We start from the raw sequence: 14,069 nt of genomic DNA, 5'->3' as shown, positions 1-14,069 counted from the left end.
CCCCCGTTCTCAGACGAACTTCTTCGACGCGAGGAAGTCGGCGGCCTTCACGCCGCCGTCGCCCTCGTCCTTGACGACCGTGCCCGCCGCGCGGGGCGGGGCGACCGCGAACTCGGCGACCTCGCTCCAGGAGTTGGCCAGGCCCACCTGGGAGGCGTCGATCTCGGCGTCGGCGACGCCGAGCTTCTCGACCGGCTTCTTCTTCGCGGCCATGATGCCCTTGAAGGACGGGTAGCGCGGCTCGTTGATCTTCTCCACGACGGAGACGACGGCGGGCAGCGAGGCCTCGACCTTGTCATAGCCGTAGTCGGTGACGCGCTGGATGGAGATGGCGCCCTTGTCGACCTGCACCTGGTTGGCGAAGGTGAGCTGCGGCACGCCGAGGCGCTCGGCCAGCATCGCGGCGAGGACGCCTGTGCGGGCGTCCGTCGACTCCGAGCCGAGCACGACCAGATCGAAACCGATCTTCTTGAGGGTCTGTGCCAGGGCGTGTGAGGTGCCCAGGGCGTCCGAGCCGTGCAGCGCGTCGTCCACCAGGTGGACGGCCTTGTCGGCGCCCATGGCCAGAGCCTTGCGGATGGTGTCGCTCGCCTTGGCGGGGCCCATGGTGAGGACGGTCACCTCACCGCCGTGGGCCTCCTTCAGGCGCAGTGCCTCCTCGACCGCGTATTCGCACAGCTCGTTGATGACGCCGTCGGCGGCGTCGCGGTCGAGCGTATTGTCATCGGACCTCAGCTTGCGCTCGGTCGCCGTGTCGGGGACCTGCTTCACGCAGACGACGATGTTCATGGCCGGTGGCCGACCTCCCGTGTTCGCGTACGCCACCGCGTCGCTGCGGTTGACGCCGAATGCGGTACGTGCACGCGGGGTACGTGCACGCGCTGCCAAGACTGCCAAATGCTCTCGGGCGGCGTGGCAGTGGGTTGCCCGGTCGGTACGTGCCCGCCCCGGCCTCCCTCAATTATGTTACCCACGAGTAGCTTAGGTGCAAACCACCAGGTTGCACGGCTCACATCGGGCAGCCGTAACCTTCCCCGAGGAACACGCCCCTACCATACCGAGCTATGTTCCGGTGCTCGCGGGCGGGTTCCACACAGCGGGACGGCCCTCGCCCGCTCAGCTCGCCACCAGGATCCCGGCCAGGACGAAGACGACGGTGCCCAGCACCAGCGCCAGGGTGAGCGTACTGAAGAACGTGCTCAAAACCGCTCCCAGCGCGACGGCCCCGGCCCCCGCCGCCAGGTCGAGGATCATGCGCCCACGGTCGCGGCGGGCGAACAGCGCGATGCCCGCGTCGACGAGCATCACCGAGCCGTACCCGGTGAGCAGCAGCAGCGCCACCTCCGGCAGCGGTTCCCTCGCGGTCGCGGCCAGCAGGGAGACGAACAGGCCGGTGCCGACGACCCAGCGACGGTGCAGGACGACCCTGCGGCGCGCGAAGGCCTCCTCCGGCGAGGGCCTGCCCGCCGCCCGGCGCGGCTCCCCCGGCCGCCACTCCCGGGTGCTGAGATCCTGCATCCCGGTGTCGGCCGGTCGTCTGCTCTCCGGCACCGAGACGTCCCGGTGCCGGGCCCCGGCGTCAGAAAGGTCCGCCTCCACGAACGGTGAAGGGTCACGGAACCCGACCCTCCGCCGCCGCACGCCCCTGCCCCGGGCGCTCTTCCCCGCGACCTCGTGGCGGGGTCCGGCCGGTCGGACGACCGGCGTACCGTCCAGCCACTCCAGGATCGTGTCCGCGGACGGCCGGTCGGCGGGAACGCGCAGCAGGCACCTGCCGAGCGTCGGCTCCAGCCATCCGGGAACGCCGTCGAGGTCGGGAGAGTGGTGGACGACCCGGTAGCCGACCGCCGACGCCGGCCCCGTGCCGTAGGGGTGCCGCCCGGTGGCCGCGTACGCCAGCGTCGCCCCGAGGGCGAAGACGTCGGCCTCGGGGCCGGCCTCGGCGCCCTCAAGCACCTCGGGCGCCAGATAGCCGGGGGTGCCGAGCACGGCCCCCGAGGCGGTGACCGAGGGCGAGTCGAGCGCGGAGGCGATGCCGAAGTCGATCACGACCGGTTCGCCGTCGGTCAGGATCACGTTGGCGGGCTTGAGGTCGCGGTGCACCACCCCGGCGGCGTGCACGGTGGCAAGGGCCTCGGCCAGGCCGCGCGCCAGGCGTACGAGATCGTCGCCGGCGACGGGGCCGTCGGCGGCGACCACCGCGCTGAGCGGCCGGCCCTGCACATAACGGGTGACCAGATAGGGGCGGGTCCCCTCCAGGGAGGCGTCCAGGACCTCGGCGACCCGAGGCCCCTGGACCAGCCGCATGGTCTCCACCTCGCGGGCCAGCCTGGTCAGGGCCGTCTCGTCCGCCGCGACGTGGGGGTGCAGGATCTTGACCGCCACCGTGCGTCCCCGGGGATCCAGCGCCAAATGGACCTCGCCGAAACCTCCGGCGCCCAGTCGCGACAACAGGCGGTAGGGGCCAAGACGTTCACCGTCGGTCGCGACCATGCGACTCCTTCCGGCCGGTCACCTCCATCGTGCAGCAGAGAAGACGATCGCGCACCGGTTCACCGGCCGGAAAAACCCGCCGACGGCCCCGACGTGCCGCTATCTCCAGAAGGTGAGGAAGCCGAGACCGAGGCTGGTCATCAGGTCGTCGAAGAGACCCCCGACGAGGTCGAGCACGCCCATCGTGCCCTCGTTCGCCGTCTGCCGCCACTGGGCCGTGAGGTCTTCGACCACCTCGGTGGGGGGCTGCCACGGCGAGAAGGAGGGGACCACGCTCCACGCCGTCATGACCGCGAAGAACGCCAGCGTGCCCAGCACGATCGTGGTCACCATGCCCGCGCCGGGGCTGCGGATGACCCCGCTCAGCGCGCGGGCGACGGCCTTGCGCGGCTTGCCGCCACCGGGCAGGACGAACAGCCCCGCCACGAAGGCGCCCGCGGCGTAGGCGGCCGCGAAGTTCTTGTTCATGTCTCCGGCGTAGACGAGGAAGCCCCACACGCACATGCCGAACATCGCGGACAGCACCGCGCTGGTGAGCGTCCCGAACGCGGACCTGATCAACGCCCACGGGGTGCCGAGCACCGCGAGCAGCGGGTCACTCGCGCTGCTGCCCCGGATGGAGCGGCGCTCCGCCAGCTCGCCGAAGAGATGCTCGCCCACCCGCAGGCAGAGCGCGGCGGCCAGCGCGAACACGCTCACCACCACGGGCAGCATGCAGGCGAGTGCCACCAGGATCGTGAGCAGCAGCGCCGCGGCGAGCGGATGGCCCGCGCGGTAGCGCTCCTGCGGAGGGGTGCGGGGCGCGGGCCGGTCCTGGGTCGGCGCCTCACGCCGCGCCTGGACCGGTGGCGGGTAGGGCCGAGCCTGACCGGTGGGCGGCGGCGCCGGATATCCGGCCACCCGCTGGTCGGGGAAGGGCGGCGGGGCCGCGGCCCTCGCCTGCGCCGAGGGCGGCGCGGGGACGTAGGGCGGCGGTTTGGAAGCCGGGACGTAAGGGGGCGGTGCCGTCGCAGCGGATCCCTGGCCTCGCTGCTGCCCGGGCTCCTGTCTGGGCCTGCGCTCGCGCCGCTCCGGCTTGGCGTACTCGACCGGCGGGAGCAGGTCGGCGTAACCGTCGTCCTGCGGCAGCACCCGGGTGCCCTGCGGGGGCGGGGGCGGTGGCGGGACACCGTCCAGGACCCTGGTGCCGTCGGTGTTGAGCACCTTCGTGCCGCCGTCGAGGACGGCGGTGGGCGGCGTCTCGTGGAAGGCCGTCACCCTCGGGTCGAGGGCGCGGGCCATCCTGTGCAGCTCCGGCGCGGACGGCCTCGCGGTGGGGTCGACGGCGAGGGCCCGCCTGAGCCAGCCCCGCAGCCACGCGGGGGCCAGGTCGACGTTGGCCCTGCCCTCCATGATGTTGAAGCAGACGACCTCGAAGCTGCCCGTGCCGAACGGCGGCTTGCCGGTCGCGCCGAAGAAGACCGTCGAGGCCAGCGCGTGCACGTCGGCCGCCTGGGTGATCTCGGAGTCGCGGATGATCTCCGGGGCGAGATAGCCGGGGGTGCCGACGAACATGCCGGTCTGGGTGAGCCGGGTCGCGTTGACCAGGTGCGCGATACCGAAGTCGATGACGAGCGGGTCACCGTTGACGATCATCACGTTGGACGGCTTGAAGTCGCGGTGGATGACGTCGGCGGCGTGGATGGCCACCAGCGCCGCGCACATGCCCTGCGCCAGCCGGATGAGCTGGTCCGCGGGGAGCGGGCCGTCCTCCAGGACGGTCTCCTCCAGCGTGCGGCCGGGGGCGAACCTGGTCACGATGTAGGGCTGCCTCGCCGTCAGTTCGGCGTCGAGCACCTCGGCGACGTGCGGGCTGCGCACCCGCCGCATGGTCTCCACCTCGCGGGTGAGCCGGTCGCGCGCCTTGAGGTCGGCGGCCACGTGCGGGTGCAGGACCTTGACGGCCACCTCGCGCCCGTCCTCGTCGAGCCCGAGGTGGACGACGCCCATGCCGCCCTCGCCGATCTTCCTGAGCAGGCGGTACGGACCCAGCCGCTCGGGCGCCCGCGTGTCGCCGGTCATCACGCCGCCTTCCTTCGTAGGTCTACCAGTTCGTCCACCACCGTTCCGACGTCGACCGGCGTCCACACCGCCGATCGCGCTGCGTCTCCCACGGTGCCGATCGCCAGGAAGACCATCAGCGCCGCCACCGCGGCCAGTCCCGCGGCGGCGACGATGGCCGCGCCGCGCGACGGCAGCAGTGATGCCAGCGTACGTCTCATCTGGCGGCTGGGGCCTTCGACACCGGGTCCGGCGCAGACGGTCCAGAGCGCGACGGCCACGCCCCAGCTCAGCGCGTTGGTCTCCGGCATGTCCCTGACCAGCACGGCGAGCAGGAGCGTCACCGGCAGGCCGAGGATGAGCGCGTACGGCACCAGGGCGACGGTGATGCCGATCGACTTCAGGAGCGCGACCGGCTGGCCGAGCACCCGCAGGACGTCGGCCGCGGCCTCGCCCGCGTTTCTTCTGGCGTTGAACGCCGGCTGGGCGATGTCGGCGGCGCGCAGCAGGATCGCCGCCGGGATCACCAGCGCGGCGACGATCACCGGGGCGATGACCGCCGCGGCCGTCATCACGACCAGCATCAGCACACCCGCCACCCCGTACGCCTTGGAGCGCTGCAACGCGTGACCCGGACGCTGGCCGGGGTGGAGCGCCGGCGGAACGGGCTGCTGGGGCTGCTGGTGGTGCTGTGCGTACTGGTGGGCCTGCTGCTGGTGCTGCGCCTGGGGGTGCGGATAGGGGTAGGGCGGCGGCGTGGGGGTGCGGACCTGCGGGGTCTGCTGCTGGTCGGGCGGTGCCTGCCGCTGCGGGTAGGGCGGCGCGGGCCGGCCGCCCGGCAGCGGCGACCGGCTCTGCTGACCGTGCTGACCCGCCTGCGCCTGCTGACCCTGCTGTCCCGGCTGTCCCGGCTGTCCCGGCTGTCCCGGCTGGTTGGTGTACTGGCGGATGTATTCCTGCAGATCCTGGGGGCGGACCCGCTGGGTGGGGATGTCGCCGTCGGAGACCGGCGCGGTGGCGCCCTGGTCGTGGGCGGCGGGAGTGGGCGGGCCGGGCATCGCTCCGGGGACGACGCCCGGGGTGCGGGTAGGGACGTCCTCGGGGGCGAGCATGCCGGTGGGCAGGTCGTGCGCGGCCTGCTGGGCCGCCGCGGCCTGGCGCAGCTCCTCGGACGTCACCCGGCGGGTGGGCCACGGGTCGGGCTGCTCGGCGCCGAGCATCGAGACGTACTCGTGGGGCTGGGCCACGGGGGTGGGAGGCCAGGAGGTGGGCTGCGGGACCGCGGGACGTGACGCCACCGGGGTCGGCACGTCGCCGGGCTCGACGGCGGCGCCCTGACGGCCGGGAACGTGCGGGACCGGGGACCCGGATCCCGTGGAGCCCTGCCCCTGCCGGGCCGCCTGACGACCGTGATCACCCTGCCCCGGCAGGCCACTCTGGCCGGACCGCGCGCCGGGGACACCGGGGACACCGGGGACACCGTACGTGCCGGGGACGCCGGAGGCTCCGGGACGGCCGGAGGTGCCCGGGGTGCCGGGCGTGCCGGGCGTACGGGAGCCGGGGGCGGAGTCGTCGAACTCGGCGACCGTGGTGATCTCGTCGGGCACCCGGGGCCTGCCGGAGGCGGGCAGCAGGCGTCCCACCCGCTCCGCCAGCTCGGCGGCCGACGGCCGCCTCGCCGGGTCGCGCTGGAGGGCGGCCCGCAGGACCGGCTGGAGCGTCTGCGGGACGGCGTCGACGTTCGCCTTGCCCGCGGTGATGTTGTAGAAGATCATCTCCAGCGTGCCCTTGCCGAAGGGCGGCTGGCCGGTGGCGGCGAAGACCAGGGTCCCCGCCCAGGCGTGCACGTCGACCTCCGGCCCGGCCTCGTGCCCCTCGATGATCTCGGGGGCGAGATAGCCGGGGGTGCCGATGAACATGCCGGTCTGGGTGAGCCGGGTGGCGTCGACCGCCTGCGCGATGCCGAAGTCGATGAGAACCGGCTCGCCGTCCAGGATGAGGATGTTGCCGGGCTTCAGGTCGCGGTGGATCACCCCGACCGAGTGGACGGCGGCCAGCGCCGACGCCACGCCGTGCGCGACCCGCAGCAGCGCGGGCAGCTCCATGGGGCCGTCCTGCTTGATCACCTCGTCCAGCGGACTGCCCGCGACGTATCGCGTCACGATGTACGGGCGATGGCCGGTCACGTCGGCGTCGAGGACCTCCGCGATGTATTCGCTGCGCACCCGCCGCATCGTCTCGACCTCGCGCGAAAGACGGCGACGCGCGACGTCGTCGCCCGCCACCTCCGCACGGAGGACCTTCACCGCCACCTGCCGGCCCTGCGGGTCGACGGCCAGGTGGACCACGCCCATACCGCCCTCGCCCAGCCGCCTCAGCAGCCGGTAGGGACCCAATCGGTCGTCCTGATTCATGGCATGAAGCACCATATCGGCTTAGATCCCGCCCACGAGATGAACCATCGGGCCACATTTCCCGATTGAATAACGTTCACAGAACCTCGACGGTTTCCCGATTTCCTCTCCCACTTAATCTCATTTTCGCGTCAGTTCGCCAGGTGAAGAACCCGTGCCGTCTTCAACCCCGCCAGCAGGGAGCCGGAAACGGCGAGCTTGGAGCGGCGGACACCGCTGCCGATCACGACCCCCGGGTGGGCCGCCACCGCCTCGTCGACGAGCACCGGCCAGTCTTCGGGCAGCCCGAGCGGGGTGATCCCGCCGTACTCCATTCCGGTCAGCGTGACCGCGTCGTCCATCGGCGCGAACGAGATCTTCCGCGCGTCCAGGTGGCGCCGGATCACCCCGTTCACGTCGGCCCTCATGGTGGCGAGCACCATGCACGCCGCGTAGCGGGTCTCCCCCGCGCGCCTGGCCGCCACGATCACGCAGTTGGCCGACTCGTCCATGCCCACCCCGTAGCGCTCGCAGAAGGCCGCCGTGTCGGCGAGCTCCGGGTCGATCTCGGCGACGGTTATCCCGGCGAGCCCACCGACTCCGCCGGCCCCGCCGCCGAACCCGTCAAGCTCCCCGACGGCCCGCGCCACCGGCTCGGCCAGCAGGTCAGGCCGCTCGGCGGCACTCGTCCAGTCCAACGTCCCGATCGTCATCGCCGTCTCGTCTCCCTAGGAATTCCCTTGGAAATTCTCTCGCACCGAAGACTTTACGGCCGTGCGGTGACACTCAGGATGTCGTCTGGAGTACCCGGTGGTGCAGATCGGTGACGGCTCTCCTCGCGGACTCCATCGCACCGGCCTGCCAGGCGGTGAGGTGGGTGAGCCAGTCTCCGGCGAAGTGGACCCGGCCCGCGGGGCGCTGCAGCAGGGCGAACGCGCCCTCGTAGGAGGGCCAGCTCGCCCAGCCGCCCTCGATGTGCGGCTGGCGCCCCCAGGAGATCGAGATGCTGGAGCGCAGCTCCGCGCGGTACTTCTCCCCGTGGATCTTCTTGCCCTGGGTGAGCGCGCGGTTGCGGCGCTCGCGGTGGGAGAGGCCGGTGTACACGTCGGCGTTCTCGTCCCTGTTGTAGTAGCCGACCACCAGGCCGCCGCGGGAGTGGTAGCCGTGGGAGGGGTACCAGATGTGAGTGATGTCCAGGTCCGTCTCGGTGGCACCGCCGTAGATGTGGTCGTCGATCTCCCACCAGCGCCTCCCGTACTCCAGCCCGATCTTGCCCGCGGAGACGGGTACGGGGGTGCGGAGGGCGGCGGTGATCGGGGTGCCGAGATTGTGCGGCAGGCGCGCGAGCAGGTGGGGCGGCAGGGTCGCGACGCAGTAGTCGGCGCGGACGACGCCGTCCTCGGTGCCGCTCCGGTGGGTGATCTCCACCCCGTCGGACAGGTTCTTGATCCCGGTCACCCGGGTGCCGGTCCTGATCCGGTCGCGGCCGACCGCGTCGGCGAGCGCGACGACGATGGCGTCCATGCCGCCCACCGGCTGGAACATGGGCATCACCTGGTCGTAGCCGAAGTCCATGGTGACGTATCTGCCGGTGCCCGCGGCGAGCACCTCGCGCAGGGAGGCGGCCGCGTCCACGGGCACGCCCTCGCTCACCCCCGGGTAGGTCTCGAACCCGCGCCGCCTGGAGTCCCGCTGGTAGGCGAGGTCGGGGCCGAGGTCGCCGAAGCGCCGCAGGAACTCCTCCAGCCGCTCGCGGTCGTCCTTGGTGAGCCGCCGGTTCAGCGCGCCCGCGTTGCTCGCCTTGGCGAGCAGCTCGGCGACGTAGCCGTACAGGTCGGCGCGGGCCGCGCGCGCCCTGGCCGGGGCGGTCATGCCCTGGGTGTAGACGTACGCGGAGGCGTTGTTGTTGACGAAGATCTCAACGGGTACGCCCAGTTCGCGGCAGTAGTCCATGGTGACCATCCAGGGCGCGATCCGCGCGGCCCCCGCGTTGAAGTAGATGCCCTCCTCGAACGCCGCGGTCTGCGTCTCGCCGCCCAGCTCGTCCAGCCGGTCGCCCGCGCGCAGCGTGAGGGTCCTGCCGCCCACCCGGCCGGACGCCTCCAGGACCGTGCAGTCGTACCCGGCCTTGCCCAGCTCGTAGGCGCAGGTCAGCCCGGCGACGCCCGCGCCGAGGACGACCACCTTGGCCGCCGCCCTGCCGGTGAGGGAGAAGTCGGAGCGCTGCGGGGGCGTGAAGTCCCTGTTCTGGGACTCCGGTGCGAGACCGAGCGCGCCCATCGCCGCGAACATCGCCCCGGCGCCCCCTGCGGCGCCCACCCCGACCAGCAGCGCCCTGCGCGTCAGGCCCGCTCCGGCGGGCGGCTCGGCCTTCGCGGAGGGCGCGGCCTTCGCGGCGACGGGCACCGCGGAGGAGGTGTCGGGCCGCTCGGGACCCGTCTCGTCACTCATGGGGGTTGTCACAGCACATCGGGCACCGTCGGGTCGAAGGGGGTCGCCAGGGCGAAGGGGGTCGTCAGGACGAGGGGAATCGCGCGTCGCAGGTTATCCCGATCGATGGCGACTGGGCGCCGAAAGAAGGGCGAAAAGGACAGCGAGCGGTCATCGGAAGGGTCACCCGTACGCGCCGCTGCCGCAGGCCACCTGGCCGCCGATCATCGCGAAGATCCCCAGCAGGGCCATGATCTGCGAGAAGTCGTCGGTGGTGAACTCCGTGTGCCGGGGGCCCGCCGCCGTCACACCGGGGATGATCGCGCATCCGGCGGCGATCGCGGTGGAGTTCCACTCGACACCGAGGACGAACGGCGGCTCGGGGGCGCACAGGCGGAAGTCGGCCACCCGGTCGAGCGCGCGGGCCGTCGCCTCGCGGATCCGGGCCTGGGCGACGGCGGGCGGCAGGAGTTCGGCGGCGAACCTGTCGACGCCCTTCTTGACCGCGACGGTCTCCACGTCGCCGAGCAGCTCCCTCGCCTCCTCGCAGACGGCCTCGTCGCCGGTCACCAGGACCACCGGCACGCCGAGCGTCCCCGCGAAGGAGGCGACGAGACGGGTCTCCCCGCAGACCTCGCCGTTGAGGTAGACGTTGTGGATCTCCCTGCCCATCCAGGTGTGGTTGAGCACCCCGTGCTGGACGCCGGCCCGCGCGTGGTAGCCGACGAAGCAGGCCGCCCGGTGGCTCGCGTCGAGCCCCTGTCCCATCCGCAGCGGCTTGCCGGGACCGCGCAGGAGGGTCGCCCGCTCGTCGAGCAGGTCGATCCTGAGGTTCTTCGTCGAGCCGTGGGCGTCGTTGACGCGCACGGCGGTGGCGCCGGCGTCGAACGCCCCCGCGACGACCGCGTTCGCGTCGCCGGTCATCAGCTCGCAGCCGCGCTCGTAGCCCCGGCCCCCGGCGTGCATCTCCTCGGGGTCGGTCAGCCCGGTGACGCCTTCCATGTCGACCGAGACGTAGACCTTCACGGCATCCCCCACGTCTCGACGCGGCGCGCCTCGTCCTCGCTCATGAAACCGATCTCCCCGTCCACGAAGTCGTGAACCTGCTTGCGCCACGGTTCGGGAATCTCCGCGACCGCGGGCGGGTAGCAACGGTCCAGCCAGGCGGTGGAGGACTCGGTCGCGCGCAGGTGCCGCGCCGCCGCGGCGAAGACCGTATCCTCGATGCCGGGCACCCTGGCGCAGCCGTACTCGATCATCTCCTGCCCGCCGTACGGGGGCGGTTGCTGCCACTTGCGGGCGACCGGGCGGCCCGCGGTGATCGTGGTGCGGAGCGGACGGCGCTCGACGGCGGCCTGGATGAGCTCCTTGTACAGGCACTTGCCGCAGGTCCCGCAGGGGCCGCCCACCCCGCGCAGGCACCAGCGGAGCTGTTCGCGCAGGTCGGAGCCGAGGGCGAGCCGCATCGTGACGGCCTCGCTCACCCCGCCCACCGGGAGTACGAGGTGCAGCCCGGCTGCGGCGAACGCCCGGCCCCAGGCGCCGTGCGGGGCCCACATCAGGTTGTCGGGCGTGTACCGGTGCACGTAGCGGGCGCCCCCCAGCCAGCGCGATCCCAGCTCGTAGCCGAAGGCGAGGCCGCCCAGGTCGAGCTCGTCGGCCATCAGCAGCGCGCCCACGGCGACCGCGTGGTGCTCGGGGTAGCCGGGACGTGGCTCGGCGAGGGTGAACTCCAGGTCGGAGCGGACGACGGTGAGTTCGCGGCCGGTCTTCTCCGCCAGCGAGGCCAGCACGTCGGAGCGGTAGTGGGTCCACCGGTTGGGCACGCGCGGGTGGGAGACCCGCTGGAAGTGCACGAACGGCGCGTCGGGCAGCATCGCGGCCACCGCGACCGAGTCGGCCCCGCCGCTGTAGGAGATCGCGAGCCTGCCGCCGGATCGCGTCCCGGCAGTCCCGGTGGGACCGGCCTCGACCCCCCAGCCCTCGCCGATCGCCCCGGCGAGTTCCGGCGAGATCGGCCGGTCGAAGGTGACGCGGCGCCGGGTCCACGGCGCGATCACGGTCCACGCGGCGAGGGCGAGCAGGTCGGGGTGGATGTCACGCGGCGGGTGCGGCAGCTCGGCCCTGAAGGTGTTCGTGGCCAGTTTCAGTGCCTGGCCGTCGGCGCAGTGGCCGGTGACGTCGTCCTCGGGGTCCAGCCGGAACACCAGGTGCCAGGTGCCGCCGTCGGCCGTCCAGGCCACTCTCACGCGCCGCTCCCCCTCCCGACGCTCGCCGCGCCTTTCGCGCCTTCAGTGCCTCCCGTGCCTCCCGGTGCCCCTGCGGTCCCGGAGGTCCCGGTGGCGCGGTCCACGGCCTGCCAGAGCAGCACCTCGTTCCTGAGCACACCGTCCAGCGCGACCGCGGTCTCCTGGGCGAGCCGGTGGGCGTCGTCCCAGCGCCCGGCCCGCACCGGGTCGAGTTTGACCCCGGCCACCCGCGTCCGCAGCTCGACGACCTCCGCGCGCAGCGCGGTGACCTCCCTGGCCAGCGTCTGCACCTCCCAGAGCGCGTCCTTCACGTCCTGCCTGTGGTCGGCCCTGGAGATGTACCGAGAGTCGAACCAGCCGAGAACCGCCCGCCGCAGCGGAGCGGGCACCAGCGCACGCTTCACCAACCGCACCATAATCCGGCACGATACCGGCAATTCTTGATCAGCTAGGACCGATCCCATCAAGCCCGGCCGACCTCACCGGACAGGTCAGCGGCCGGTGAACGTCGCCGTGGACCTCTCGGAGAAGGCGCGCATGCCGATCCCGGCGTCGTCGGTGGCGAACAGGCCGGAGAACTGCAGGCGCTCGATCTCCAGACCGGTGTCGAGGTCGGTCTCCAGGCCGCGGTCCACGGCCTGCTTGGCGGCGCGCAGCGCGAGGGCGGGGCCTCCCACGAACCGGGCGGCGTAGGCGAGCGCCTCGGTGTACACGTCGTCGTCGGGGACGACCCGGTCCACCAGGCCGATGCCCAGCGCCTCGGCCGCGGACACGTGGCGCCCGGTGAAGATGAGGTCCTTCGCCCTGGCCGGGCCGACCAGCCGGGGCAGCCGCTGGGTGCCTCCGGCGCCGGGGATGATGCCGAGCAGGATCTCGGGCTGGCCCAGCTTGGCCGACTCCCCGGCGATCCTGACGTCCGCGCACAGGGCGAGCTCGCAGCCGCCGCCGAGCGCGTAGCCGGTCACCGCCGCGACGACGGGCTTGCCGATCCTCGCGACGGCGGTGAAGCAGTCCTGCAGGAGCCGCGAGTGGACCGCCATGTCGGCGTACGACATGCCGGCCATCTCCTTGATGTCGGCGCCGGCCGCGAAGACCTTCCCCCCGTAGACGACCACGGCGTACACGTCGTCGGCGGCGTCCACCTGCCGGGCACACTCGGCGATCTCCAACTGGACCTGCCGGTTGAGCGCGTTCATCTTCGGCCGGTCGAGCCTGATCGTCGCGACCCCGTCGGCCGTCTCAACCCGCACGAACTCACCCATGGACGTCCTTCCGCCTGCCGGGATCCCCTTCGGTCCCCGTACCGCGATCCACCATAGGGCGCCTCTCAGTTGACGGGCATGGCCAGGTCCCTGCTCTCCCCCGCGCTCCTGCCCGGTTTCTTCGCCGCCCGTCCCGGCAGCCCGGCGATCGTCCTGCGGTAGATCGCCTCGTACGCGCGGGCCATCGCCTCCACGCCGAAGAAGCGCTCCACCCGGACGCGGCAGGCACGCGGGTCGAGCGTGTCCGCCGCCTCGATCGCGGCGGGAAGCTCGGAGGGATCGCTCCTGATGAACCCCGTGACGCCGTCCACGACCACCTCGGGCACGGCCCCCCTGCAGAGGGCGACCACGGGGGTGCCGCAGGCCATCGCCTCGATCATGACCATGCCGAACGGCTCCTCCCAGACGATCGGGAAGAGCAGGCACCTCGCCGCCGCGAGCAGCTCGTGTTTGCGCGCGGTGTCGGCCTCTCCGACGTACTCGGCGTCGGGGCCGAGCCTGGGTTTGACGTACTCGTCGAAGTAGTCGCACTCGACCTTCTCGGTGAGCTTGCCCGCGAGCAGGATGCGCCGCCCCGCCGCGCGGGCGGCGTCGATCGCCAGATGGGCGCCCTTGTCCTCGTTGAACCGGCCCAGCCACAGCACCCAGTCCTCCTTGCGCTCCCTGAAGGGGAAGGCCGTGACATCGACCGCGTTGTGGACCACCCCCGCCCAGTTCAGGTCGGGGGCGATGCGCCGCTGTGCCTCGGAGACGGCGACCATCGACACGGTGGTGCCGAGCGCCCGGTAGTACTCGCCGAACTCGCCCTCCATCTCCCCGTGGCAGGTGATCAATGTCGGGACGCCGCGCGCCGGCGCGGTCAGCGGCCCGGCGAGGCTGTGGTCGTGGATCACGTCCACGACGAGCCCCGAGGTCATCGCGTACGCCCTCGCCGCGTGCAGCATCTCCGGCAGCGGCTCGCCGATCCGCTCGGAGGGCGCACGCCCGTAGGTGCTCAGGAAGCGCGCACGGGTCCCCGCTCTGCCCGCACCGACCAGCGTGATGTCGTGCCCGCGCCGGGTCAGCCCGGCGACGAGAACGGCCACCATCGACTCGATGCCCCCGTAGCCCCGGGGCGGTACGTCGTACCAGGGCGGCGCGACCATCAGGACGCGCAGGCCGTCTGACCATCCGGGAACGATTCTCGAAGAAACCACGGTCAC

The 14,069-nt window shown here is 72.4% G+C and carries 11 protein-coding genes; all 11 read right to left on the bottom strand.

Annotated elements, in window-relative coordinates:
• Positions 1–9: 9 nt before the first annotated feature.
• A complete protein-coding gene (locus AB0B90_RS05715) occupies positions 10–789 on the bottom strand; it encodes an electron transfer flavoprotein subunit beta/FixA family protein (protein WP_350947580.1) in 780 nt (259 codons plus the stop codon).
• Positions 790–1,116: 327 nt separating this feature from the next.
• Positions 1,117–2,493 (bottom strand): serine/threonine-protein kinase, encoded by a 1,377-nt coding sequence (locus AB0B90_RS05710; protein ID WP_362920999.1) that lies wholly within the window; start codon positions 2,491–2,493, stop codon positions 1,117–1,119.
• A gap of 99 nt (positions 2,494–2,592) precedes the next feature.
• Positions 2,593–4,554 carry a serine/threonine-protein kinase gene (locus AB0B90_RS05705; protein ID WP_362920997.1) on the bottom strand — a complete coding sequence of 654 codons (1,962 nt, stop codon included), beginning with the start codon at positions 4,552–4,554 and terminating at the stop codon, positions 2,593–2,595.
• Positions 4,554–6,947 carry a protein kinase gene (locus AB0B90_RS05700; protein ID WP_362920994.1) on the bottom strand — a complete coding sequence of 798 codons (2,394 nt, stop codon included), beginning with the start codon at positions 6,945–6,947 and terminating at the stop codon, positions 4,554–4,556. The genes AB0B90_RS05705 and AB0B90_RS05700 overlap by 1 nt, the downstream gene beginning before the upstream one ends.
• Positions 6,948–7,078: 131 nt before the next feature.
• Entirely contained in the window at positions 7,079–7,639 is a 561-nt protein-coding gene (locus AB0B90_RS05695) for a YbaK/EbsC family protein (RefSeq protein WP_350947576.1), read from the bottom strand.
• Positions 7,640–7,712: 73 nt separating this feature from the next.
• Positions 7,713–9,377, bottom strand: a complete 1,665-nt coding sequence (locus tag AB0B90_RS05690) for an FAD-dependent oxidoreductase (protein WP_350947575.1) — start codon at positions 9,375–9,377, stop codon at positions 7,713–7,715.
• 162 nt (positions 9,378–9,539) lie between these two features.
• Entirely contained in the window at positions 9,540–10,394 is an 855-nt protein-coding gene (locus AB0B90_RS05685; protein ID WP_350947574.1) for a M55 family metallopeptidase, read from the bottom strand.
• Positions 10,379–11,605, bottom strand: a complete 1,227-nt coding sequence (locus AB0B90_RS05680) for a DUF6395 domain-containing protein (protein WP_350947573.1) — start codon at positions 11,603–11,605, stop codon at positions 10,379–10,381. The genes AB0B90_RS05685 and AB0B90_RS05680 overlap by 16 nt, the downstream gene beginning before the upstream one ends.
• The gene (locus AB0B90_RS05675; RefSeq protein ID WP_362920990.1) at positions 11,602–12,009 is read right to left on the bottom strand and encodes a hypothetical protein; all 408 of its coding nucleotides are present in this window, start codon (positions 12,007–12,009) and stop codon (positions 11,602–11,604) included. The genes AB0B90_RS05680 and AB0B90_RS05675 overlap by 4 nt, the downstream gene beginning before the upstream one ends.
• A gap of 87 nt (positions 12,010–12,096) precedes the next feature.
• The gene (locus tag AB0B90_RS05670) at positions 12,097–12,867 is read right to left on the bottom strand and encodes an enoyl-CoA hydratase-related protein (protein ID WP_350947571.1); all 771 of its coding nucleotides are present in this window, start codon (positions 12,865–12,867) and stop codon (positions 12,097–12,099) included.
• 65 nt (positions 12,868–12,932) lie between these two features.
• Positions 12,933–14,063: a glycosyltransferase family 4 protein gene (locus tag AB0B90_RS05665; RefSeq protein ID WP_350947570.1), complete on the bottom strand. Its 1,131-nt coding sequence runs from the start codon at positions 14,061–14,063 to the stop codon at positions 12,933–12,935.
• Positions 14,064–14,069 lie beyond the last annotated feature (6 nt).

The organism is Streptosporangium sp. NPDC049078 (genome assembly GCF_040648855.1).
Classification (GTDB): domain Bacteria; phylum Actinomycetota; class Actinomycetes; order Streptosporangiales; family Streptosporangiaceae; genus Streptosporangium.
The sequence above is the reverse complement of the archived record's forward strand: the minus strand, read 5'-3'. Positions and strand labels throughout refer to the sequence as shown.

What these genes read in the sequence shown, in the direction of transcription:
- AB0B90_RS05715 (WP_350947580.1), bottom strand. Translation starts at nt 789, where the DNA reads ATGAACATCGTCGTCTGCGTGAAGCAGGTCCCCGACACGGCGACCGAG.
- AB0B90_RS05710 (WP_362920999.1), bottom strand. Translation starts at nt 2,493, where the DNA reads ATGGTCGCGACCGACGGTGAACGTCTTGGCCCCTACCGCCTGTTGTCG.
- AB0B90_RS05705 (WP_362920997.1), bottom strand. Translation starts at nt 4,554, where the DNA reads ATGACCGGCGACACGCGGGCGCCCGAGCGGCTGGGTCCGTACCGCCTG.
- AB0B90_RS05700 (WP_362920994.1), bottom strand. Translation starts at nt 6,947, where the DNA reads ATGAATCAGGACGACCGATTGGGTCCCTACCGGCTGCTGAGGCGGCTG.
- AB0B90_RS05695 (WP_350947576.1), bottom strand. Translation starts at nt 7,639, where the DNA reads ATGACGATCGGGACGTTGGACTGGACGAGTGCCGCCGAGCGGCCTGAC.
- AB0B90_RS05690 (WP_350947575.1), bottom strand. Translation starts at nt 9,377, where the DNA reads ATGAGTGACGAGACGGGTCCCGAGCGGCCCGACACCTCCTCCGCGGTG.
- AB0B90_RS05670 (WP_350947571.1), bottom strand. Translation starts at nt 12,867, where the DNA reads ATGGGTGAGTTCGTGCGGGTTGAGACGGCCGACGGGGTCGCGACGATC.